The 20,402-nt window shown below is 62.0% G+C and carries 17 protein-coding genes; 14 read left to right on the forward strand and 3 right to left on the reverse strand.

Annotated features, from left to right (window positions below; genetic code table 11):
* Window positions 1-46 precede the first annotated feature (46 nt).
* From paaK to paaZ, 10 genes are all read left to right on the forward strand, one after another.
* Complete coding sequence (gene paaK, locus KGA96_RS08785) at window positions 47-1,372, forward strand: phenylacetate--CoA ligase PaaK (RefSeq protein WP_046042841.1); 1,326 nt, start codon at window positions 47-49, stop codon at window positions 1,370-1,372.
* Window positions 1,373-2,430: 1,058 nt separating this feature from the next.
* Window positions 2,431-3,420: a 1,2-phenylacetyl-CoA epoxidase subunit PaaA gene (paaA, locus tag KGA96_RS08790; protein ID WP_046042842.1), complete on the forward strand. Its 990-nt coding sequence runs from the start codon at window positions 2,431-2,433 to the stop codon at window positions 3,418-3,420.
* A 28-nt stretch (window positions 3,421-3,448) separates the two neighbouring features.
* Complete coding sequence (gene paaB, locus KGA96_RS08795) at window positions 3,449-3,730, forward strand: 1,2-phenylacetyl-CoA epoxidase subunit PaaB (protein WP_007943393.1); 282 nt, start codon at window positions 3,449-3,451, stop codon at window positions 3,728-3,730.
* 8 nt (window positions 3,731-3,738) lie between these two features.
* Window positions 3,739-4,500, forward strand: coding sequence for a 1,2-phenylacetyl-CoA epoxidase subunit PaaC (gene paaC / locus KGA96_RS08800; protein ID WP_046042843.1), 762 nt, complete (start codon window positions 3,739-3,741; stop codon window positions 4,498-4,500).
* Entirely contained in the window at window positions 4,487-5,020 is a 534-nt protein-coding gene (gene paaD, locus KGA96_RS08805) for a 1,2-phenylacetyl-CoA epoxidase subunit PaaD (protein ID WP_223512420.1), read from the forward strand. The genes paaC and paaD overlap by 14 nt, the downstream gene beginning before the upstream one ends.
* A gap of 34 nt (window positions 5,021-5,054) precedes the next feature.
* Window positions 5,055-6,131 (forward strand): 1,2-phenylacetyl-CoA epoxidase subunit PaaE, encoded by a 1,077-nt coding sequence (gene paaE, locus KGA96_RS08810; RefSeq protein WP_046042845.1) that lies wholly within the window; start codon window positions 5,055-5,057, stop codon window positions 6,129-6,131.
* 172 nt (window positions 6,132-6,303) lie between these two features.
* On the forward strand, window positions 6,304-6,612 hold the full coding sequence (locus KGA96_RS08815) for a DUF485 domain-containing protein (protein WP_007978006.1): 309 nt from the start codon (window positions 6,304-6,306) through the stop codon (window positions 6,610-6,612).
* Window positions 6,609-8,255 carry a cation acetate symporter gene (locus tag KGA96_RS08820; RefSeq protein ID WP_046042847.1) on the forward strand — a complete coding sequence of 549 codons (1,647 nt, stop codon included), beginning with the start codon at window positions 6,609-6,611 and terminating at the stop codon, window positions 8,253-8,255. Before KGA96_RS08815 ends, KGA96_RS08820 begins: the two co-directional genes overlap by 4 nt.
* A gap of 34 nt (window positions 8,256-8,289) precedes the next feature.
* Window positions 8,290-9,543, forward strand: a complete 1,254-nt coding sequence (locus tag KGA96_RS08825; RefSeq protein WP_223465859.1) for an OprD family porin — start codon at window positions 8,290-8,292, stop codon at window positions 9,541-9,543.
* A gap of 58 nt (window positions 9,544-9,601) precedes the next feature.
* Complete coding sequence (paaZ, locus tag KGA96_RS08830; RefSeq protein ID WP_223512424.1) at window positions 9,602-11,671, forward strand: phenylacetic acid degradation bifunctional protein PaaZ; 2,070 nt, start codon at window positions 9,602-9,604, stop codon at window positions 11,669-11,671.
* A 125-nt stretch (window positions 11,672-11,796) separates the two neighbouring features.
* Here the strand turns inward: paaZ and KGA96_RS08835 are convergent, their stop codons facing one another.
* From KGA96_RS08835 to KGA96_RS08845, 3 genes are read right to left on the reverse strand one after another with little or no spacing between them, the layout of a single operon-like run.
* Window positions 11,797-12,705 (reverse strand): helix-turn-helix domain-containing protein, encoded by a 909-nt coding sequence (locus KGA96_RS08835; RefSeq protein ID WP_223512427.1) that lies wholly within the window; start codon window positions 12,703-12,705, stop codon window positions 11,797-11,799.
* Window positions 12,702-14,120 (reverse strand): aminotransferase, encoded by a 1,419-nt coding sequence (locus KGA96_RS08840; RefSeq protein ID WP_223512428.1) that lies wholly within the window; start codon window positions 14,118-14,120, stop codon window positions 12,702-12,704. The genes KGA96_RS08835 and KGA96_RS08840 overlap by 4 nt, the downstream gene beginning before the upstream one ends.
* Window positions 14,121-14,159: 39 nt before the next feature.
* Window positions 14,160-15,266 (reverse strand): polyamine ABC transporter substrate-binding protein, encoded by a 1,107-nt coding sequence (locus tag KGA96_RS08845; protein ID WP_223512432.1) that lies wholly within the window; start codon window positions 15,264-15,266, stop codon window positions 14,160-14,162.
* Window positions 15,267-15,483: 217 nt separating this feature from the next.
* On the opposite strand from KGA96_RS08845, the gene KGA96_RS08850 reads away from it, so the two are divergent.
* The 4 genes from KGA96_RS08850 to KGA96_RS08865 all read left to right on the forward strand — a co-directional run bounded on the left by KGA96_RS08850 (window position 15,484) and on the right by KGA96_RS08865 (window position 20,400).
* Window positions 15,484-16,266 (forward strand): enoyl-CoA hydratase-related protein, encoded by a 783-nt coding sequence (locus KGA96_RS08850; RefSeq protein WP_223512441.1) that lies wholly within the window; start codon window positions 15,484-15,486, stop codon window positions 16,264-16,266.
* Window positions 16,263-17,444, forward strand: coding sequence for an acetyl-CoA C-acyltransferase family protein (locus KGA96_RS08855; protein ID WP_223512443.1), 1,182 nt, complete (start codon window positions 16,263-16,265; stop codon window positions 17,442-17,444). The genes KGA96_RS08850 and KGA96_RS08855 overlap by 4 nt, the downstream gene beginning before the upstream one ends.
* Before the next feature lie 245 nt (window positions 17,445-17,689).
* Window positions 17,690-18,811 carry an HlyD family secretion protein gene (locus KGA96_RS08860; protein ID WP_223512445.1) on the forward strand — a complete coding sequence of 374 codons (1,122 nt, stop codon included), beginning with the start codon at window positions 17,690-17,692 and terminating at the stop codon, window positions 18,809-18,811.
* A complete protein-coding gene (locus KGA96_RS08865) occupies window positions 18,808-20,400 on the forward strand; it encodes a DHA2 family efflux MFS transporter permease subunit (RefSeq protein WP_223512446.1) in 1,593 nt (530 codons plus the stop codon). The genes KGA96_RS08860 and KGA96_RS08865 overlap by 4 nt, the downstream gene beginning before the upstream one ends.
* The last annotated feature ends 2 nt before the right edge of the window (window positions 20,401-20,402 follow it).

The following is a 20,402-nucleotide window of genomic DNA, read 5'->3' on the forward strand; positions in this document are numbered from 1 at the left end:
CCCTTGTGCAAAAGGGCTGGAACACAAAAACAATTCGAGTGAACACATGAACATGCCAATAGCCAAATCCGTTCTGGATCCTGTGCTGGACCCGCTGGAAACCGCCAGCATCGACGAGCTGCGCCAGCATCAGCTGGAGCGCCTGCGCTGGAGCCTGAACCACGCCTACAACAACGTGCCGCTGTACCGTCAGCGTTTCGATGCGCTGGGCGTGCACCCGGACGACATCAAGTCCCTGGACGACCTGGCGAAATTCCCTTTCACCACCAAGTCCGACCTGCGGGACAACTACCCCTACGGCATGTTTGCCGTGCCGATGCACGACATCGTGCGCCTGCACGCGTCCAGCGGCACCACCGGCAAACCGACCGTGGTCGGCTACACCCAGAACGACATCGACACCTGGGCCAACGTGGTGGCGCGCTCGATCCGCGCCGGCGGTGGCCGCCGTGGCGACAAAGTGCACATTTCCTATGGCTACGGCCTATTCACCGGCGGCCTCGGCGCGCACTACGGCGCCGAACGCCTGGGCTGCACGGTGATCCCGATGTCCGGTGGCCAGACTGAAAAACAAGTGCAACTGATCAAGGATTTCCAGCCGGACATCATCATGGTCACGCCGTCCTACATGCTCAACATCGCCGACGAAATCGAGCGCCAGGGCATCGACCCGCACAAACTGGCCCTGCGCCTGGGCATCTTCGGCGCCGAGCCATGGACCGCCGAACTGCGCAGCGCCATCGAGCAACGCCTGGGCATCACCGCCCTGGACATCTACGGCCTCTCGGAAATCATGGGGCCAGGTGTCGCTATGGAGTGCGCAGAAACCAAGGACGGCCCGACCATCTGGGAAGACCATTTCTACCCGGAAATCATCGACCCGGTCACCGGCGAAGTGCTGCCGGACGGTCAGATGGGCGAACTGGTGTTCACCTCATTGAGCAAAGAAGCCCTGCCGATGATCCGCTACCGCACCCGCGACCTGACGCGCCTGCTGCCGGGCACCGCACGGCCGATGCGCCGCATCGACAAGATCACCGGGCGCAGCGATGACATGCTGATCATTCGCGGGGTCAACGTGTTCCCGACGCAGATCGAGGAGCAGGTTCTCAAAGTTAAACAGCTTGCCGAGTGTTATGAGATCCATCTGTATCGCAACGGCAACCTGGACAGCGTGGATGTGCATGTCGAGCTCAAGGCTGAGCACCAGCACCTGAGCGAGGAACAGCAGAAGGCTGTTTGCGGGGAGTTGAGCAAGCACATCAAGACGTATATCGGGATCAGTTCGCGGATTGTCTTGCAGCCGTTTCATTCGATCAAGCGGTCGGAGGGCAAGGCTTGCCACGTGCTGGATAAACGTCCTAAAGCATGACTGCTGCACCCTTTATGGCCCCGCTTTTTGCGGGGTTTTTTTTTGGCCGGGGATTTACTGACTCTGGAGCCGAGCCCTATTCCTGTAGGAGCGAGCCTGCTCGCGAAGGCTTTGTGTCAGGCGGCATGGATTTTTGAGGGTGTACATATCCGTTGCTGCGGTAACGGCCACCTACGGTTCCGCTCTTACAGAGGGTCACTTTGGAAAAGCCCCAAAGTAACCAAAGGGCTCTTGCCCCTGACATTCGGTGCCTCGCTGTGGCTCGGCATTCCCTCGTTCCGGTCCTGCTCCGTGGGCCCGCCGCCATCGGCCATCCATGGCCGGGGGCGGCTAACCCGGCATCCATGCCGGGTTGCCCACTGCGCAGAACCTCCACTCGGCCTCACGAGGGGGCGTACACCGCAACCGCGCCCGAGGCGGCCTTACCGGCCAGCCTGGTTCTGATGCGTGCGCGTTCCCCTGTAGGAGCTGTCGAGTGCAACGAGGCTGCGATCTTTTGGAGGTGATACATCCACAAAGTTCCAGTCGGCTGTCGGGCCGCCTTCGCGAGCAGGCTCGCTCCTACAGTTGATCGGCGTACACCCACGCTTTTCACCACTCATCAGGCCGAGCGTTAGCTCGCCTGCAGCTCTTGATCTTGATCCACCCGCCCCCTCGGGAGGCTGAGTGGAGGCGTTCATCCGGGGATTGGCGCGCAGCGCCGTTCGACGCAGTCGAACTCATTGCATGTAGGTCGAAGCGAAGCCGACCGGAGGGCAATGCCCCCGGATGAATACCGCAGCGAAGGAACGCCGAGCATTAGCGAGGGGCCGTACGTAAGGGGCGAGACCTTTTGGTTCCTTTTGGGGCGTTTGCCAAAAGGGACTCGCTGTAAGAGCGAAACCGCCAGCCGCCGTTACCGAAGAAACGGATATGTACCCCCCCCCAAAAAAAGCGACCACCCATCCAAAGCGATACAAAAAACAAATACGACACGTCATTTTGTATTTGATATTAAATTCTGTATCGCTTATAAAGTTCCCCATGCCCCAGAACAGATTCAAGGCGGGAACTCAAAAATGTACGCACAGCTAGTAGAAACAGGCGTAAAGCGCATCAAAGACCTCTCGGAGATGTCCGAACAGGAACGCGCCTTCCAGGAAAAAATCGATTCAGAAATCAAGATCGAAGCCAAGAACTGGATGCCAGATGCCTACCGCCAGACCCTGATCCGGCAGATCTCCCAACACGCCCACTCCGAAATCGTCGGCATGCTGCCCGAAGGCAACTGGGTCACCCGCGCGCCGTCGCTCAAACGCAAACTGCAACTGATGGCCAAGATCCAGGACGAAGCCGGCCACGGCCTGTACCTGTACAGCGCCATGGAAACCCTGGGCGCCGACCGCGATGAAGAAGTCGCCAAGCTGCACAGCGGCAAGGCCAAGTACTCGAGCATCTTCAATTACCCGACGCTGAACTGGGCCGACATGGGCGCGGTGGGCTGGCTGGTGGATGGCGCGGCGATCGTCAACCAGGTGGTGCTGCAGCGCACCTCCTACGGCCCGTATTCCCGGGCGATGGTGCGCATCTGCAAGGAAGAGAGCTTCCACCAGCGCCAGGGCTACGAAATCCTCCTGACCATGATGCGCCACGGCAACCAGGCACAAAAAGACATGGTCCAGGACGCGATCAATCGCCTGTGGTGGCCATCGCTGATGATGTTTGGCCCGAGCGACGAACACTCGCCGAACAGCGCCCAGTCCATGGCCTGGAAAATCAAGCGCCAGAGCAACGACGAACTGCGCCAGCGCTTCATCGACCAGACCATCCCGCAGCTTGAGTTGCTGGGCTGCACCTGCCCCGACCCGGACCTGAAATGGAACGCCGAACGCGGTCACTACGACTTCGGCGAAATCCAGTGGAACGAATTCTACGAAGTGCTCAAGGGCAACGGCCCGTGCAACCAGGAACGCGTCGCCACCCGCCGCAAGGCGATTGAAGACGGTGCCTGGGTCCGTGAAGCCGCCGTCGCCCACGCCCGCAAAAAACAAAACAAGAACGCCGCCTGATCCGGCCACCTGATGTGGAGTAACTGAAATGTCCGAGTGGACCCTCTTCGAAGTCTTCGTGCGCAGCAAGCACGGCCTCAACCACAAGCACGTCGGCAGCGTGCATGCCGCCGATACCACCATGGCCATCGAGAACGCGCGCGAGCTCTACACCCGTCGCAGCGAAGGCGTGAGCCTGTGGGTCGTGCCTTCGGCATTGATCACCGCCTCGTCGCCGGATGAAAAAGACCCGCTGTTCGATCCGTCGGACGACAAGGTCTACCGCCACGCCAGCTTCTACGAGCTGCCGGCCGAAGTCGGGCACATGTGAGGTCGACCATGAATAACAAGACCGATCTGATCGAATACCTGCTGCGCCTCGGCGACAGCGCCCTGATCCAGGGCCAGCGCCTGTGCCAATGGTGCGGCAAGGCCCCGGCGCTGGAAGAAGAGCTGGCGCTGATGAACGTCGGCCTCGACCTGGTGGGCCAGGCACGCAACTGGCTGGAATATGCCGCCGAACTGCTGGACGACGGCCGTGACGCCGATCACCTGGCGTTCCGTCGCGACGAGCGCGCCTATCGCAACCTGCTGCTGGTGGAACAACCCAACGGCGACTTCGCGGTGACCATGCTCAAGCAGTTCCTCTATGACGCCTGGCATTTGCCGGTGCTGCAGGGCCTGAGCCAGTCCAGCGACGAACGCATTGCCGGGATCGCCGCCAAGGCGGTGAAGGAAGTGACTTACCACCTGCGCCGCTCCGGCGAATGGATCGAGCGTATGGGTGACGGCACCGAGGAAAGCCACCAGCGCATGCTCGCGGCCATCCCCGAAGTCTGGCGCTTCACCGTTGAACTGATCGCCGCCGATGACAGCGAACAACAGCTGTGCGAAGCCGGCATCACCCCGGACATCGCCAGCGTGGCCGCCCAGTGGCAGGTCAAGGTCGAGCAGATCTTCACCAGCGCCACCCTGCCCGTTCCCGCGGCACCGAACTACTTCTACCTGAATGCACGCAAGGGCCTGCACACCGAACACCTGGGCATCCTGCTGGCCGAAATGCAGTTCCTGCCACGAGCGTACCCCGATGCAACCTGGTGAGCTGATCGCCAGCGACCTCGGCGCCCGGCCGGTTCAACCGACCGACCTGGCTGCCGCGTGGGCGATTCTGGCAGAGGTCATGGACCCGGAAGTGCCAGTGGTCAGCGTGGTTGACCTGGGCATCGTCCGCGATCTGGACTGGCAGGCCGGCCATCTTCACGTGGTGGTCACGCCGACCTACTCCGGCTGCCCGGCCACCGAAGTGATCGAGAGCGACATCCGCGAAGCCCTGGAACAGGCCGGATTCAAGGCGCCGCAGCTTGAGCGCAAATTGACCCCGGCCTGGACCACCGACTGGATCAGCGACAGCGGCCGCGAACGCCTGCGCGCCTACGGCATCGCGCCGCCCGAGGGCAGCACCAGCAAGCGCAGCCTGCTCGGTGAAAGACCGCTGGTTGTGTGCCCGCAATGCGGCAGCGCCCACACCGAGGTCCTCAGCCAGTTCGGCTCCACCGCCTGCAAGGCGCTGTACCGCTGCGTCGATTGCCGGGAACCGTTCGACTATTTCAAGTGCATCTGAGCGGCGAATCGGCCGTCCCAGCTGGAGAACAACTATGAGCAAATTTCACAGCCTGACCATCAAGGACGTGCGCACCGAAACCCGTGACGCGGTGTCCATCGCCTTCGAGATTCCGCAGCACTTGCAGGACAGCTTCCACTTCACCCAGGGCCAGCACCTGGTGATGCGCACCCAACTGGACGGCGAAGAAGTACGCCGCTCCTATTCGATCTGCACCGGGGTCAACGACGGTGAGCTGCGCATCGCCGTCAAGCGTGTTACCGGCGGACGCTTCTCGGCGTTTGCCAACGAACAACTGAAAGCCGGGCACACCCTGGAAGTGATGCCACCGGCCGGGCACTTCTGCGTTGAACTCGACCCGGCGCGCCATGGCAACTACCTCGCTGTGGCCGCAGGCAGCGGCATCACGCCGATCCTGTCGATCATCAAGACCACCCTGCAAACCGAGCCCCACAGCCGGGTCACCCTGCTGTACGGCAACCGCTCCAGCTCCGGCGCATTGTTTCGCGAGCAGCTGGAAGACCTGAAAAACCGCTACCTGCAACGCCTGAACCTGATCTTCGTGTTCAGCCGCGAGCAGCAGGACGTCGACCTGTACAACGGCCGGATCAACGCTGAGAAATGCGAGCAACTGTTCAGCCGCTGGCTCGACGTCAAGGCCCTCGACGCCGCCTTCATCTGCGGCCCGCAGGAAATGACCGAGACCGTGCGCGACAGCCTCAAGGCCAAGGGCATGCAACCTGAGCGCATCCATTTCGAACTGTTCGCCGCCGCCGGCAGCGAGCAAAAACGCGCCGCCCGTGAAGCCGCCCGTCAGGTGGATGCGGCGGTCAGCCAGATCACCGTGATCAGCGACGGCCGCGCCCTGGCGTTCGACCTGCCGCGCAACAGCCAGAGCATCCTCGAAGCGGGTAACGAGCAAGGTGCGGAGCTGCCCTACTCGTGCAAGGCCGGGGTGTGCTCGACCTGCAAGTGCAAGGTCATCGAAGGCGAAGTGGAAATGGACAGCAACCACGCCCTGGAAGACTACGAAGTGGCCGCCGGCTATGTGCTGTCGTGCCAGGCCTTCCCGATCAGCGACAAGGTAGTGCTGGATTTCGATCAGCTCTGAAACCGCCGCAAAACCCTGTAGGAGCGAGCCTGCTCGCGAAAGCGGTGGGACAGCCACCGGCAATGCTGAATGTGATGCCCTCATCGCGAGCAAGCTCGCTCCCACAGGGGGCCAGTGATCGACCCGAATACACCGTTTCACCCAAAACAAAAACAACAAAGGAGCGCGCGTCATGACACCCCAGGAAATAGAACTTATTCGCCAGCACCCGGATTTCATCCAGCTGGTTCGCCGTAAACAGAAGCTGTACTGGTCACTGAGCCTGGCCATGCTGGTGATTTACTACGGCTTCGTGCTGCTGGTGGCTTTCTCCCCTTCTACCCTCGGCCAATCCCTGAGCGGCGGCGTGACCACCGTGGGCATGCTGGTGGGTGTCGTCATCGTCGGGCTGGCCTTTGCGCTGACCGGCTTCTATGTGTATCGCGCCAACAACGTGATCGACCCGCTGAATGAAAAACTCAAGCAGGAGTGCGCCCGATGAGCCGCCTTCTTGCGCTGTTCCTGCTGCCGCTGGCGGCTGTCACTGATTTTGCGATGGCCGCTGACGGCGCAGCCCGCCCATTGAACTGGAACGCCATCGGCATGTTCCTGGTGTTCGTGCTGTTCACCCTTGGCGTGACACGCTGGGCGGCACTGCGTACCCGCTCCACCAGCGACTTTTACACCGCTGGCGGCGGCATGACCGGTTTCCAGAACGGTCTGGCGATTGCCGGCGACATGATCTCGGCCGCCTCGTTCCTCGGCATCTCCGCGATGATGTTCCTCAATGGCTACGACGGTTTGCTCTACGCCCTGGGCGTGCTGGCCGGCTGGCCGATCATCCTGTTCCTGATTGCCGAACGCCTGCGCAACCTCGGTAAATACACCTTTGCCGACGTGGTTTCCTATCGCCTGGAACAGACCCCGGTGCGCCTGACCTCGGCCTTCGGCACACTGACCGTGGCCCTGATGTACCTGGTGGCGCAGATGGTCGGCGCCGGCAAGCTGATCGAACTGCTGTTCGGCATCGACTACCTCTACGCGGTGATGCTGGTCGGCGTGTTGATGGTGTTCTACGTGACCTTCGGCGGCATGCTCGCCACCACCTGGGTGCAGATCATCAAGGCGGTGATGCTGTTGTTCGGCACCAGCTTCATGGCGTTCATGGTGCTCAAGCACTTCGGCTTCAGCACTGAGGCGATGTTTGCCGGTGCCACCGCCGTACATGCCAAGGGCAACGCGATCATGGCCCCCGGGGGCTTGCTATCCAACCCGATCGATGCGATTTCCCTAGGGTTGGGCATGATGTTCGGCACCGCCGGCCTGCCGCACATCCTGATGCGTTTCTTCACTGTCAGCGATGCCAAGGAAGCGCGGAAAAGCGTGTTCTACGCCACCGGTTTCATCGGCTACTTCTATCTGCTGCTGATCATCGTCGGCTTCGGCGCCATCGTCATGGTCGGCACCGATCCAGCGTTCCGTGACGCCAGCGGCGCGATCATCGGCGGCGGCAACATGATCGCCGTGCACCTGGCCCAGGCGGTAGGCGGCAACCTGTTCCTCGGTTTCATCTCGGCGGTCGCCTTCGCCACCATCCTGGCGGTGGTTGCCGGGCTGGCACTGTCCGGCGCCTCGGCGGTGTCCCACGACCTGTATGCCTGCGTGATGCGCAAGGGTCAGGCCAGCGAGCAGCAAGAGATGCGCGTGTCGCGAATCGCCACCCTGTGCATCGGTGTGCTGGCGATCATCCTCGGCCTGCTGTTCGAGTCGCAGAATATCGCCTTCCTCTCGGGCCTGGTGCTGGCCATCGCCGCGTCGGTGAATTTCCCGGTGCTGCTCCTTTCGATGTACTGGAAAGGCCTGACCACCCGTGGCGCGGTCCTCGGCAGTCTGTCCGGACTGGTCTCGGCGATTGTCTTGCTGGTGCTGAGCCCGGCGGTGTGGGTCAACGTGATGCATCACGACAAGGCGCTGTTCCCGTACTCCAACCCGGCCCTGTTTTCCATGAGCCTGGCGTTCTTTAGTGCATGGCTGTTTTCCGTCACCGATACCTCGCCCCGTGCAGCCCTTGAGCGTGGCCGTTATCTGGCGCAGTTCATCCGCTCGATGACCGGCATCGGTGCCACCGGCGCCAGCAAACACTAAACGACGACCGAACAGTTGGCAGGGAATAAAAATAATGACACCCGCACGTACCACGTCTTATCGATCACTGTTTTCGCTGGCTGCCGCATTGAGCCTGCCCATGATCGCCCCCAGCGCCATGGCCGACTTCATCGGCGACAGCAAGGCCCGTATTGATATGCGCAACCACTACATCAACCGCGATTTCCGTCAGGACAACGCGCCGCAATCCAAGGCCGAAGAATGGGCCCAGGGATTCACTGCGCGCATCGAGTCCGGGTTCACCGACGGCACCTTCGGTTTCGGTCTCGATGCACTGGGAGAGTTGGGGCTCAAGCTCGACTCCAGCCCGGACCGCCGTGGCACCGGCCTGCTACCGTTCGGCCCGCAGAGCCATGAGCCCGACGACGATTACAGCGAACTGGGCCTGACCGGCAAATTGCGGGTCTCCAAGAGCGTGTTGAAACTCGGCACGTTGCAACCCTTGTTGCCAGTGGTCACTTACAACGACACGCGCCTGCTGGGATCGACCTTTGAAGGTGGCTTGCTGACCAGTCAGGAGATCGACGGCCTGACGGTGAATGCCGGACGCCTGACCAAGGCCAACCTGCGGGACTCTTCCAGCAACGATGACGTCGGCTTCGGCGCCGCCACTAGCGATCACTTCGACTTCGGTGGTGGCAGCTACGCGTTCAGTCCGCAACTGAACCTGAGCTACTACTACGGCAAGCTCGACCAGATCTATCGCCAGCAATTCGCCGGACTGGTGCATACGCAACCACTGGGCAACGGCTTCAACCTGCGCAGCGACCTGCGTTATTTCGACAGCCGGGGCGACGGCGCCGAGCGGGCCGGGCGTATCGACAACCGCAACCTCAACGGCATGTTCACGGTGTCCCACGGTGCCCACAAGGTCAGTGCCGCCTACCAGCAATTGTCCGGCGACAGTGCCTTTCCGTTCATCAACGGCGGCGATCCGTACGTGGTCAACCTGGTGACCTTCAACACCTTCACCCGCGCCGAGGAGGATTCCTGGCAGCTGCGTTACGACTATGACTTCGCGGCGCAAGGCATTCCCGGCCTGACCTTCATGACCCGCTACACCGACGGCAGCCATGTCAAGGCGGGCAAGGTCGACAACGGAAGCGAATGGGAGCGCGACACCGATATCAGCTACGTCATCCAGAGCGGTGTGTTGAAGAACGTCAGCTTGCGCTGGCGCAACGTGACCTTCCGTTCCGGCAATGGCTTGACTACCGCCGTCGATGAGAACCGATTGATCGTCGGTTACACCGTGGCGCTTTGGTAATTCCGAAAGGGCGCGGTCGCCGCCGCGCCATAACCCTTCATAACCAGGAGCAATCGTGATGTCTCACGCCCCTACCCTGCATGCCCCTACCCTGCAGAGTTTCATCGCCGGTCGCTGGATCGGCCAACAGGGCGCGCAAGTGCTGCGCAGTGCCATCGACGGCCATGAAATCGCCCGCACCCATGAGGAGCGCCCGGACTTCGCCGAGGCCATCGAACACGGCCGTCGCCAGGGCATCAGCGGCTTGATGGCGCTGGACTTCCAGCAGCGCGCCCAGCGTCTCAAGGCTTTGGCCCTGTACCTGAGCGAGCGCAAGGAACAGCTCTACGCGATTTCCTATCACAGCGGCGCAACCCGCGCCGACAGCTGGATCGACATCGAAGGCGGCAACAGCACGCTATTCACCTACGCCAGCCTCGGTTCGCGGGAGCTGCCGTCGGGCAACATCGTCCACGAAGGCCCGGCGATGCAGCTGAGCAAAATGGGCACCTTTGCCGGTACGCACATCCTGGTGCCTCGCGGCGGTCTGGCGGTGCACATCAACGCGTTCAACTTCCCGATCTGGGGCATGCTGGAAAAGTTCGCGCCGAGCTTCCTCGCCGGCATGCCGTGCATCGTCAAGCCCGCCAGCGCCACCAGCTACCTGACCGAAGCCGTGGTGCGCCTGATGGACGAATCCGGCCTGCTGCCGGCGGGCAGTCTGCAACTGATCATCGGCAGCACCGGCGACCTGCTCGACCGCCTGCAAGGCCAGGACGTGGTGACCTTCACCGGTTCCGCCGACACCGCGGCCAAGCTGCGGGTCAACCCGAACCTGATTCGTAACTCGGTGCCGTTCAACGCCGAAGCGGACTCGCTGAACTGCGCGATCCTCGCCCCGGACGTGACCCCGGATGACGAAGAGTTCGAGCTGTTCATCAAGGAAGTTGCCCGGGAAATGACCACCAAGGCCGGGCAGAAATGCACTGCCATCCGCCGCGCCATCGTCCCTGCCAAACACATCGATACAGTCGCCACCCGCCTGCGCGATCGCCTGGCCAAAGTGGTGGTCGGCGACCCGTCGGTGGAAGGCGTGCGCATGGGTGCGCTGGCTTCCCACGACCAGCAGAAAGACGTGGCCGAGCGTCTGGAAGCGCTGTTGCAGAGCAGCGACATGCTGTTCGGCGCCCGCGACGGTTTTGAACCCCGTGGTGTAAATGTCGACAAAGGTGCGTTCTTCGCCCCAACCCTGTTGCAGGCCCGCGACCCGCATGCCGAGGGCGGTGCCCACGATATCGAAGCGTTCGGCCCGGTCAGCACCCTGATGGCCTACGACGATCTCGACGAAGCACTGGCCCTGGCCGCCCGCGGCAAAGGCAGCCTGGTGGCCAGCCTGGTGACCAAGGACCCGCAAATCGCCGCCAAGGCCATTCCGGTCGCGGCTGCCTGGCACGGCCGCTTGCTGGTACTGGATCGCCATTGCGCCGGCGAATCCACCGGCCATGGCTCGCCGCTGCCACAACTCAAGCACGGCGGCCCGGGTCGTGCCGGCGGTGGTGAAGAACTCGGTGGCCTGCGCGCGGTGAAACACTACCTGCAACGCGCGGCGGTGCAAGGTTCGCCGACCATGCTGGCGGCGGTCACCGGCGAATATGTGCGCGGCGCCAAGGTCATCGAAACCGACGTGCATCCGTTCCGTCGCCACTTCCAGGACCTGCAGATCGGCGAATCGCTGCTGACTCACCGCCGCACCGTCACCGAGGCGGACCTGGTGAACTTCGGCTGCCTGTCGGGCGACCACTTCTACATGCACTTCGACGACATCGCCGCCAAGGAATCGCAGTTCGGCAAGCGCATCGCCCACGGTTACTTCGTGCTGTCGGCGGCGGCCGGCCTGTTCGTCTCGCCGGCACCCGGCCCGGTACTGGCCAACTATGGCCTGGACACCTTGCGCTTCATCAACCCGGTGGGCATCGGCGACACCATCCAGGCCCGCTTGACCTGCAAACGCAAGATCGACCAGGGCAAGAAGAGCCCGCAGGGCATCCCGCAAGGGGTGGTGGCGTGGGATGTGGAGGTGACCAACCAGTTGGGAGAGCTGGTGGCGAGCTATGACATTCTCACCTTGGTCGTAAAACGCGAAGACTAACGCAATACCTGTAGGAGCGAGCCTGCTCGCGATGAGGGTGTGTCAGCCAAGATCATTGGGCCTGACAGATCGCTATCGCGAGCAGGCTCGCTCCTACAGGGGTATCGGTAGGCCAAAAATTTTGGTTAATGCTTACGCAACCACTCGATAAACAGCGCAAACAACTCCGACTGCGAACCTACCTCCAGTTTCAGGTACAGGTTCTTGCGGTGCATGCGTACGGTTTCCGGTGAGATGCTCATCTGGCTGGCCGTGGATTTCACCGAATGCCCGCGCAACACCATGTGCGCCACTTGCCGCTCACGTTCGGTGAGCAAATCGCTGCCGAAATGCTCGAACGCCGACTGCACCCGGTGCTTGAGATCATCGCGCATGCCCTGGTCTTGATCGCACTGGATCTCGCCACTGCGCAGCATGCCCCGTTGACTGAACTCGCTGATGAATTCGCGCACCAGCGGTTCCACGGCGCGCAGCAGATTCAGCTGTTCGGCGCTCAGGCATTCACCGCCGAAACCCTGATAGAGACTGACGGAAATCTTCGTGTCATTGCCGGTATCGACGATGTAGTAGCTGTCTTCCGAGCAGCCCGCCTTCAGGTAATAGGATTTGTAGTAGTCACTGTCGAAGAAGTTGTCCGGGGCAATTTCCTCCAGGTGATAGAAGCCTTGCGCCAACCCCTGCTCCACCGCCAGGCAGAACGGGTCGAGCAAATAGCCCCCGGCAAAATAGCGCTCCAGGATCGAGACCTGATACTCCTGGGCAATCCCGCGCTGATGCAGTAACTGAGGCGCACGGTCCTTGCGCTCCAGGCTGATCATCATCGACTCGACGGACACCAGCTGCGCCAACGCTGACGCCAAGTGTTGCAGGGCGTCAGGCTCATCGATATGGGCGAATGCCTCGCGCATTCCCCCATGCCATTTGTGCAATGCCCCGAAGGGCACCGCGATCAGCGTATCGTCGTGTGGTTTGCTCATGCCCCGCAGTCTAGCGGCTGGACACGCCCTTGGTAACAGCCTGACTGACGAAATCATTGGCCCGCGTACTGTCCGCTCGCTTCAAGCTCGGCGGCCACTTCCAGAATGCATTCGCGCAGGGTCTCGACGATTTCATCGACCTGGGCAAACGTCAGGATCAACGGTGGCGACATCACATTGAGATGCATGATCGGCCGCACCAGCAAGCCCCGGGCCTGGGCCCGCACGTGGATTTTCTCGCCGATGTTGATCTCGTCGGGGAACAGCGCCTTGGTGCGTTTATCGGCGACGAACTCCACGCAGGCCATGAGTTTCTGGCAGCGCACATCCCCCACCAGCGGCAAGTCCCGCAGGGTTGCCAGGCGCACTTCCAGATAGGCGCCCACCGTGTCGACATGGGCCAGCAGGTTTTCCCGCTCGATGATCTCGATGTTCTTCAGCGCCGCGGTGCAGCACACCGGATGCCCGCTGTAGGTGAAACCGTGGGTGAAGCAGCGGCCCTTGCCCGGCTCGGCGATGACTTTCCAGATACGGTCGGAAAAGATGCACGCGCCCAGCGGCAGGTAGGCCGAGGTCAGGCCCTTGGCGGTGGTGATGATGTCGGGCTGCACGTCGAACACATCATAAGAAGCAAAGAACTTTCCCAGGCGCCCGAACGAAGTCACCACTTCGTCGGCGACGAACAGGATGTCGTAGCGCTGGCAGACGTCCCACATGCGCTTGAGATAACCCCGGGGCGGAATGATCACCCCGCCCGAGCCCATGATCGGCTCGGCGAAGAACCCGGCAACCTTGTCCGCGCCAATCGAGAGGATCTTGTCTTCGAACTCCTTGACCAGAAACTCGAGGAACTGCGCTTCGTCCATGCCCTCCGGCGCGCGGTACGGGTTGGGGTTGGAGACGTGGTGGATCAGCGGGTTGGCGTAGTCGAACTCCGGCACCCGGTCGGCGGCCTTGTTGCCGATCGACATGGTCAGGGTGGTGGAGCCGTGATAGGCGTTGAACCGCGCGATGACGTGCTTCTTCGCAGGTAGGCCACGGCAGTTCTGGTAGTACTGGATCAGCCGGTAGGCGGTGTCCACGGCGGTGGAGCCACCGGTGGTGAGGAACACATGGTCGAGGTCGCCGGGAGCGAGGCTGGCGAGTTTTTCGCACAACTGGATGGCGACGTTGTTCGACATGTCGGAAAACGGATTCGAATAAGCCAGTTGCCGCACCTGATCGGCGATGGCCTCGGCCATTTCCTCACGGCCCAGGCCAATGTTGGTGCACCACATGCCGCCCACCGCATCGAGAAAGCGGTTGCCCTGGGTGTCGTAGATGTAGGCGCCTACGCCTGCGACGATGTTCAACGAGCCCTGCTCGGCGTGTTCGTCGAACACGTGATAGCCGTGCATATGGTGAGCCTTGTCGGCCTTGACCAGCCGGGACTCGTCCGCTGGGGAAAAAACGCTGCGTGTTGGCGTCGCCATAAATAAACCTCTAACCGAATTGACTAACGTTCGAACCCATCAGATGCCGCTTTTCACCGTGCTCCAGACCCGGGTAATCGCCCGCATGTCCTTGGCGTCCTGGGTCTTCTGCGGGAACAGCCGCTCGCGGGTCTGTGGATCGGGGTAGATGGCCGGGTTGTTGCGCACATCGGCGTTCAACAACGGCGTGGCCGCTGCGTTACTGTTGGCGTAGTTGATGAAATCACTCACATCGGCCATCACCTGCGGCTGCATCAGGTATTCCAGGAATTTGTGAGCATTGGCGACGTGCGTCGCATCGGCCGGGATGTACATGTTGTCGAACCAGATCAGCGAGCCTTCCTTGGGGATGAAGTACGCCAGGTCGATCTTCTTCTTGGCTTCTGCGGCGCGGGCCATGGCGGTGGCGTAGTCGCCGGACCAGGTCATGGCCATGCACACGTCGCCGTTGGGCAGGCTGGTCAGGTAATTGACCGAATCGAACTTGCGGATGTACGGCCGCACCGACAGCAGCAAATCCTGTGCGGCTTTCAGATCCTCTGGTGCGGCGCTGCGCGGATCACGCCCCAGGTACTTCAGGGCCATGGGAATGACTTCGGTCGGGGCATCGAGCAGGGTCACGCCGCAATCGGCGAAGCGCGAGACGATCTTCGGATCGAAGATCATCGCCAGCGAGCCGATCGGCGCGTCCGGCATGCGCTCCTTGATCTTGTCGACGTTGTAGGTCACGCCGTTGCTGCCCCAGGTATAGGGCGCAGAGTACTGGGTGCCAGGGTCATAGCCTTGCAGGTCTTCGAGGATCTGCGGATCCAGGTTGGTCCACCCCGGCAACTGCTTTTTATCCAGCGACTGGAACACCTTGGCCTTGATCAGCGGTGGCGCGAGGGAGGCATTCAACACGATCAGGTCATAACCGGAATGGCCGGTGAGCAGCTTGGCCTGTACCGTTTCATAAGAATCGAATGTGTCGTAGACCACCTTGATACCGGTGGCCTTTTCGAAATCGGCGATGGTTTTTTCACCGATGTAATCCGCCCAGTTGTACAGCCGCAGCGTATTGCTGTCGTCCACTTGAGCGGCGTAGGCATGAAAGGTCAGCGGTACAACAAACAGACTGGAAATCACCTTAAGCAGCGTCTTGCCCATAGCAAATGCACCTTATAGCGAGTTCGGCTCTGGATGAGCGGATGCCCCCACTATTGGTCGATTCGCCGGGCGCGGCCATACCCCGAAAGGGTGTGTGTCGCTTTTTGGCACACCGGCATGGCAAAAAGCGGCAGTGCAGTTGACCCGTTTTGCCATAGATCCGGAGTTTGTCCGGCGCTTAAAGTGGCAGCCCTGAACCGACCCTGCAGAGCCTGCGATGACCGACCTGATCAAACACGAGCAACGCGACGGCGTGTTGACGCTGACCATCGACCGCCCGGACAAGCTCAACGCACTGAACAACGCCATGTACACGCAGTTGGCCGACCTGCTGCAGGCCGCCGACGAAGACGAGCAAACCGGCGTGATCATCCTCACCGGTGGCCCGGCGTGCTTCACCAGCGGCAATGACCTGGTGGATTTCCTGCAGAATCCGCCCACTCATCTGGACGCCCCGGCGTTCTACTTGATGAAGGTCGTCACGCGCCTGCAAAAACCGCTGGTCGCGGCAGTCTGCGGTGCGGCCATCGGCATCGGCACCACCTTGCTGCTGCATTGCGATCAGGTACTGGTGACCCGCAACGCCAAGTTGCGCATGCCGTTCGTCAACATCGGCCTGTGCCCCGAATTCGGCGCCAGCCTGTTGCTGCCACGCCGCCTCGGCCATGCCCGCGCCGCGAGCCTGCTGCTGTTGGGCAACGGCCTGGACGGTAACGAAGCGGTGGCCTGGGGTCTGGCCAACGAAGCCTTCGATGACGGCGAACAATGCCTGGCGGCGGCGACAAAAATCGCCCAGCGCTTCCTGGCCATGCCCCAGCAAGCCTTGCGCCAGTCCCGGCAGCTGATGAAACAGGCTTCCCTGGCCGAACTGGAAGCCACCCTGCGCGAAGAAAACACGCTGTTCATTCAGCGCCTGAATACCGACGAGGCGAAAACCGCCTTGAACGCCCTGCTCAATCGCAGTACAGATAAGAATCCACCGAAAGGAAACCAGTCATGAACACTCCAGAAATCTACGTCGTCAGCGCCGCCCGTACCGCCATCGGTACATTCGGCGGTTCGCTCAAGGACGTGCCACTGGCCGACCTCGCGACCACGGCCGTGAAAGCCGCCCTGGAGCGAGCCGCCGTGGACCCGGCGCTCGTTGGCCATCTGGTGATGGGCAACGTGATCCCGACCGAAACCCGCGACGCCTACATCTCCCGCGTCGCGGCGATGAACGCCGGCATCCCGAAGGAAACCCCGGCCTACAACGTCAACCGCCTGTGCGGTTCGGGCCTGCAAGCCATCATCAACGCCGCCCAGACCCTGATGCTCGGCGATGCCGACATCGTCGTCGGTGCCGGTGTCGAGTCCATGAGCCGTGGCCCGTACCTGATGCCGTCCGCCCGTTGGGGTTCGCGCATGGGCAACGCCCAGGTCATCGACTACATGCTCGGCATCCTGCATGACCCGTTCCATGGCATCCACATGGGCATCACCGCCGAGAACGTCGCCGCGCGCAACGGCATCACCCGCGAAATGCAGGACGCCCTGGCTTTCGAAGACCAGAAACGCGCGGCCCACGCGATTGCCAACGGCTACTTCAACGAGCAGATCGCGACCGTGGAAATCCAGGATCGCAAAGGCGTCAAGCTGTTCAGCGTCGACGAACATCCGCGCGCCACGTCCCTGGAACAGCTGGCTGCGATGAAGCCTGCGTTCAAGAAGGACGGCTCGGTCACCGCCGGCAACGCCTCGGGCCTCAACGACGGCGCCGCCGCACTGGTCATGGCCAGCGGCAACGCGGTCCAGGCCAATAACCTGAAACCCCTCGCCCGCCTGGTCAGCTACGCCCACGCCGGCGTCGAACCTGAGTTCATGGGCCTGGGCCCGATCCCGGCCACACGCCTGGCGCTCAAGCGCGCCGGCCTGACCGTCGCCGACCTGGACGTGATCGAAGCCAACATCGCCTTCGCTGCCCAGGCCTGCGCCGTCAGCCAGGAACTGGACCTCGACCCGGCCAAGGTCAACCCGAACGGTTCGGGCATCGCCCTGGGCCACCCGGTGGGCGCGACCGGCGCAATCATCGCCACCAAGGCCATCCACGAACTGCATCGCACCGGCGGTCGTTACGCGCTTGTGACCATGTGCATCGGTGGTGGCCAGGGGATTGCGGCGATTTTTGAACGCGTGTAAGCAATAACTGTAAAAAAGGCCGGTGATCGCGCAGATCACCGGCCTTTTTCATTCCAGTAAACCCGTAGCAATTCTATGTGGGAGCGAGCTCGCTCCCACAGGGTCCTCCAGCTCACACAAAATCTTCTTTATTTCCACTGGACAAACCATCTGACGACCGGCAGCAAAAACCATTTGCCACAAAATATTACATACGTCATATTACAGTCATCATAATTAACCGCCGCCCTGACAGGTATCCCTCCATGACCAGCATGTCCACCGTAGAACCCGATCTGGACTCCCCGGTGAAGCCGGCAAAACCTCCCCTGCTCAAACGCCTGCTGTTGCCAACCGTGGGCATCGCAGCACTGGTGCTGGCTGGTGTGTATGGCGCGCACTGGTGGAGCGCCGGGCGTTTTATCGAGGAAACCGATGACGCCTACATCGGCGGCGATGTGACGGTGATCGGGCCGAAAGTGGCGGGTTATATCGACGAAGTGCTGGTGGCCGACAACCAGCAGGTCAAGGCCGGCGACGTGCTGATCCGACTCGATTCGCGCGACTACCGCGCCAACCTGGCCAAGGCCGAAGGCGCAGTGGCCGCCCAGGAGGCCTTGCTGGCCAACCTCGACGCCACCGAACAACTGCAACAGGCCGTCATCGGCCAGGCCCTTGCCGGCATCGACGCCGCGGGTGCCGAAACCGCCCGTTCGCGGGATGACGATGCCCGCTACAAGAAACTGGTGATCACCAACGCTGTCTCGGTGGAAAGCGCCCAGCGCGCCAACACCACGTTCAAGACGGCCCAGGCCCAAAGCAACCGCGCCCAGGCTGAATTGCTGGCCGCGCAGCGCCAGTTGAATGTGATCGACACCCAGAAACAACAAGCCCGGGCCGCCTTGATCCAGGCCAGGGCCGAACGCGATCTGGCGCAATTGAATGTCGGCTACACCGAACTGAAGGCACCGGTCGACGGTGTGATCGGCAATCGCCGGGCCCGGGTCGGCGCCTATGCCCAGGCCGGCTCGCAATTGCTCTCGGTGGTGCCGACCAGCGGTCTGTGGGTCGATGCCAACTTCAAGGAAGACCAACTGGCCCACATGGTGCCGGGGCAACGGGTGGTGATCCATGCCGACGTGCTGTCGGGCCAGGAATTCCACGGTCACCTGGACAGCCTCGCCCCCGCCAGCGGTTCGCAATTCAGTGTGTTGCCACCGGAAAACGCCACCGGCAACTTCACCAAGATCGTGCAGCGGGTGCCGGTGCGGATCCACCTCGACCCGGCCGACAGTGTGCTCGGCCATCTGCGTCCGGGGTTATCGGTCACCGCTGAAGTGGACACGCGCAAGGAGCCTGAAGCGCCAGCCGTGGCCAGCGCGCCATGAGCCGCGCCCTCGCCGCCCCGGCGCAACCGTTCAATGCCGCGAACATGGCCACGGCGACCAAGGTCTTCGCCTTTGCCAGCATGTGCATCGGCATGTTCATTGCGCTGCTGGATATCCAGATTGTCTCGGCTTCGTTGCGTGACATCGGCGGCGGGCTCTCCGCCGGCACCGACGAAACCGCGTGGGTGCAAACCAGTTACCTGATCGCCGAAATCATCGTGATCCCCCTGTCGGGCTGGCTGTCCCGGGTGTTCTCGACGCGCTGGCTGTTCTGCGCATCGGCGGTGGGTTTCACCCTGACCAGCCTGCTGTGCGGCGTGGCCTGGAACATCCAGAGCATGATTGCCTTCCGCGCCCTGCAAGGGTTTCTGGGCGGCTCGATGATTCCGCTGGTGTTCACCACGGCCTTCGTGTTCTTCACCGGCAAACAACGGGTGATCGCCGCCGCGACCATCGGCGCGGTGGCCTCATTGGCACCGACCCTGGGACCGGTGATCGGTGGCTGGATCACCGACATATCGTCCTGGCACTGGCTGTTCTACATCAACCTGGTCCCCGGCATCTTTGTCGCCGTGGCCGTGCCGATGCTGGTAAAAATCGACCAGCCGGAACTGTCGCTGCTCAAAGGCGCGGATTACCTGAGCATGGTGTTTCTGGCGCTGTTCCTCGGCTGCCTGGAATACACCCTCGAAGAAGGCCCGCGCTGGAACTGGTTCAGCGACCGCACGATCCTGACCACCGCGTGGATCAGCGGCCTGGCCGGCCTGGCTTTCATCGGCCGGACCTTGCACGTGGCCAATCCGATTGTCGATCTGCGCGCCTTGAAGGATCGCAACTTTGCCCTCGGCTGTTTCTTCTCGTTCGTCACCGGCATCGGCCTGTTCGCCACCATTTACCTGACGCCGCTGTTTCTCGGCCGGGTGCGTGGCTACGGAGCGCTGGACATTGGTCTGGCGGTTTTCTCCACCGGGGTGTTCCAGATCATGGCGATTCCGCTGTATGCCTTTCTGGCCAATCGCGTCGATCTGCGCTGGATCATGATGACCGGCCTTGGACTGTTCGCCTTGTCGATGTGGGATTTCAGCCCGATCACCCATGACTGGGGGGCCAAGGAGTTGATGCTGCCGCAAGCCCTGCGCGGGATTGCCCAGCAATTGGCAGTGCCGCCAACGGTGACCTTGACCCTAGGCGGCCTGGCGCCGGCACGGCTCAAGCATGCGTCGGGGTTGTTCAATCTGATGCGCAACCTGGGCGGCGCTATCGGCATTGCCGCCTGCGCGACCATCCTCAACGACCGCACCAACCTGCATTTCACCCGGCTGGCGGAGAATCTCAACAGCACCAACGAGGCCCTCAACCAATGGCTGTCCCAGGTCGGCAACAACTTCGCCGCCCTCGGCCAGAGCGGTGACGCCGGAGTCACCGCCAGCCTGCATCAGTTATGGTTGTTGACTTACCGCGAAGCCCAGACGCAAACCTATGGCGACGCGTTCTTGATGATCATGGTCTGCTTCATTATCGCCACGGCGATGGTGCCCCTGATGCGCAAGGTGCAACCACCGGCCGCACCGAGTGCCGATGCTCATTGATG

The sequence above is a fragment of the Pseudomonas sp. GL-R-26 genome (assembly GCF_019947365.1).
Lineage (GTDB): Bacteria > Pseudomonadota > Gammaproteobacteria > Pseudomonadales > Pseudomonadaceae > Aquipseudomonas.

What these genes read in the sequence shown, in the direction of transcription:
- paaK (WP_046042841.1), top strand. Translation starts at nt 47, where the DNA reads ATGAACATGCCAATAGCCAAATCCGTTCTGGATCCTGTGCTGGACCCG.
- paaA (WP_046042842.1), top strand. Translation starts at nt 2,431, where the DNA reads ATGTACGCACAGCTAGTAGAAACAGGCGTAAAGCGCATCAAAGACCTC.
- paaB (WP_007943393.1), top strand. Translation starts at nt 3,449, where the DNA reads ATGTCCGAGTGGACCCTCTTCGAAGTCTTCGTGCGCAGCAAGCACGGC.
- paaC (WP_046042843.1), top strand. Translation starts at nt 3,739, where the DNA reads ATGAATAACAAGACCGATCTGATCGAATACCTGCTGCGCCTCGGCGAC.
- paaD (WP_223512420.1), top strand. Translation starts at nt 4,487, where the DNA reads ATGCAACCTGGTGAGCTGATCGCCAGCGACCTCGGCGCCCGGCCGGTT.
- paaE (WP_046042845.1), top strand. Translation starts at nt 5,055, where the DNA reads ATGAGCAAATTTCACAGCCTGACCATCAAGGACGTGCGCACCGAAACC.
- KGA96_RS08815 (WP_007978006.1), top strand. Translation starts at nt 6,304, where the DNA reads ATGACACCCCAGGAAATAGAACTTATTCGCCAGCACCCGGATTTCATC.
- KGA96_RS08820 (WP_046042847.1), top strand. Translation starts at nt 6,609, where the DNA reads ATGAGCCGCCTTCTTGCGCTGTTCCTGCTGCCGCTGGCGGCTGTCACT.
- KGA96_RS08825 (WP_223465859.1), top strand. Translation starts at nt 8,290, where the DNA reads ATGACACCCGCACGTACCACGTCTTATCGATCACTGTTTTCGCTGGCT.
- paaZ (WP_223512424.1), top strand. Translation starts at nt 9,602, where the DNA reads ATGTCTCACGCCCCTACCCTGCATGCCCCTACCCTGCAGAGTTTCATC.
- KGA96_RS08835 (WP_223512427.1), bottom strand. Translation starts at nt 12,705, where the DNA reads ATGATTTCGTCAGTCAGGCTGTTACCAAGGGCGTGTCCAGCCGCTAGA.
- KGA96_RS08840 (WP_223512428.1), bottom strand. Translation starts at nt 14,120, where the DNA reads ATGGCGACGCCAACACGCAGCGTTTTTTCCCCAGCGGACGAGTCCCGG.
- KGA96_RS08845 (WP_223512432.1), bottom strand. Translation starts at nt 15,266, where the DNA reads ATGGGCAAGACGCTGCTTAAGGTGATTTCCAGTCTGTTTGTTGTACCG.
- KGA96_RS08850 (WP_223512441.1), top strand. Translation starts at nt 15,484, where the DNA reads ATGACCGACCTGATCAAACACGAGCAACGCGACGGCGTGTTGACGCTG.
- KGA96_RS08855 (WP_223512443.1), top strand. Translation starts at nt 16,263, where the DNA reads ATGAACACTCCAGAAATCTACGTCGTCAGCGCCGCCCGTACCGCCATC.
- KGA96_RS08860 (WP_223512445.1), top strand. Translation starts at nt 17,690, where the DNA reads ATGACCAGCATGTCCACCGTAGAACCCGATCTGGACTCCCCGGTGAAG.
- KGA96_RS08865 (WP_223512446.1), top strand. Translation starts at nt 18,808, where the DNA reads ATGAGCCGCGCCCTCGCCGCCCCGGCGCAACCGTTCAATGCCGCGAAC.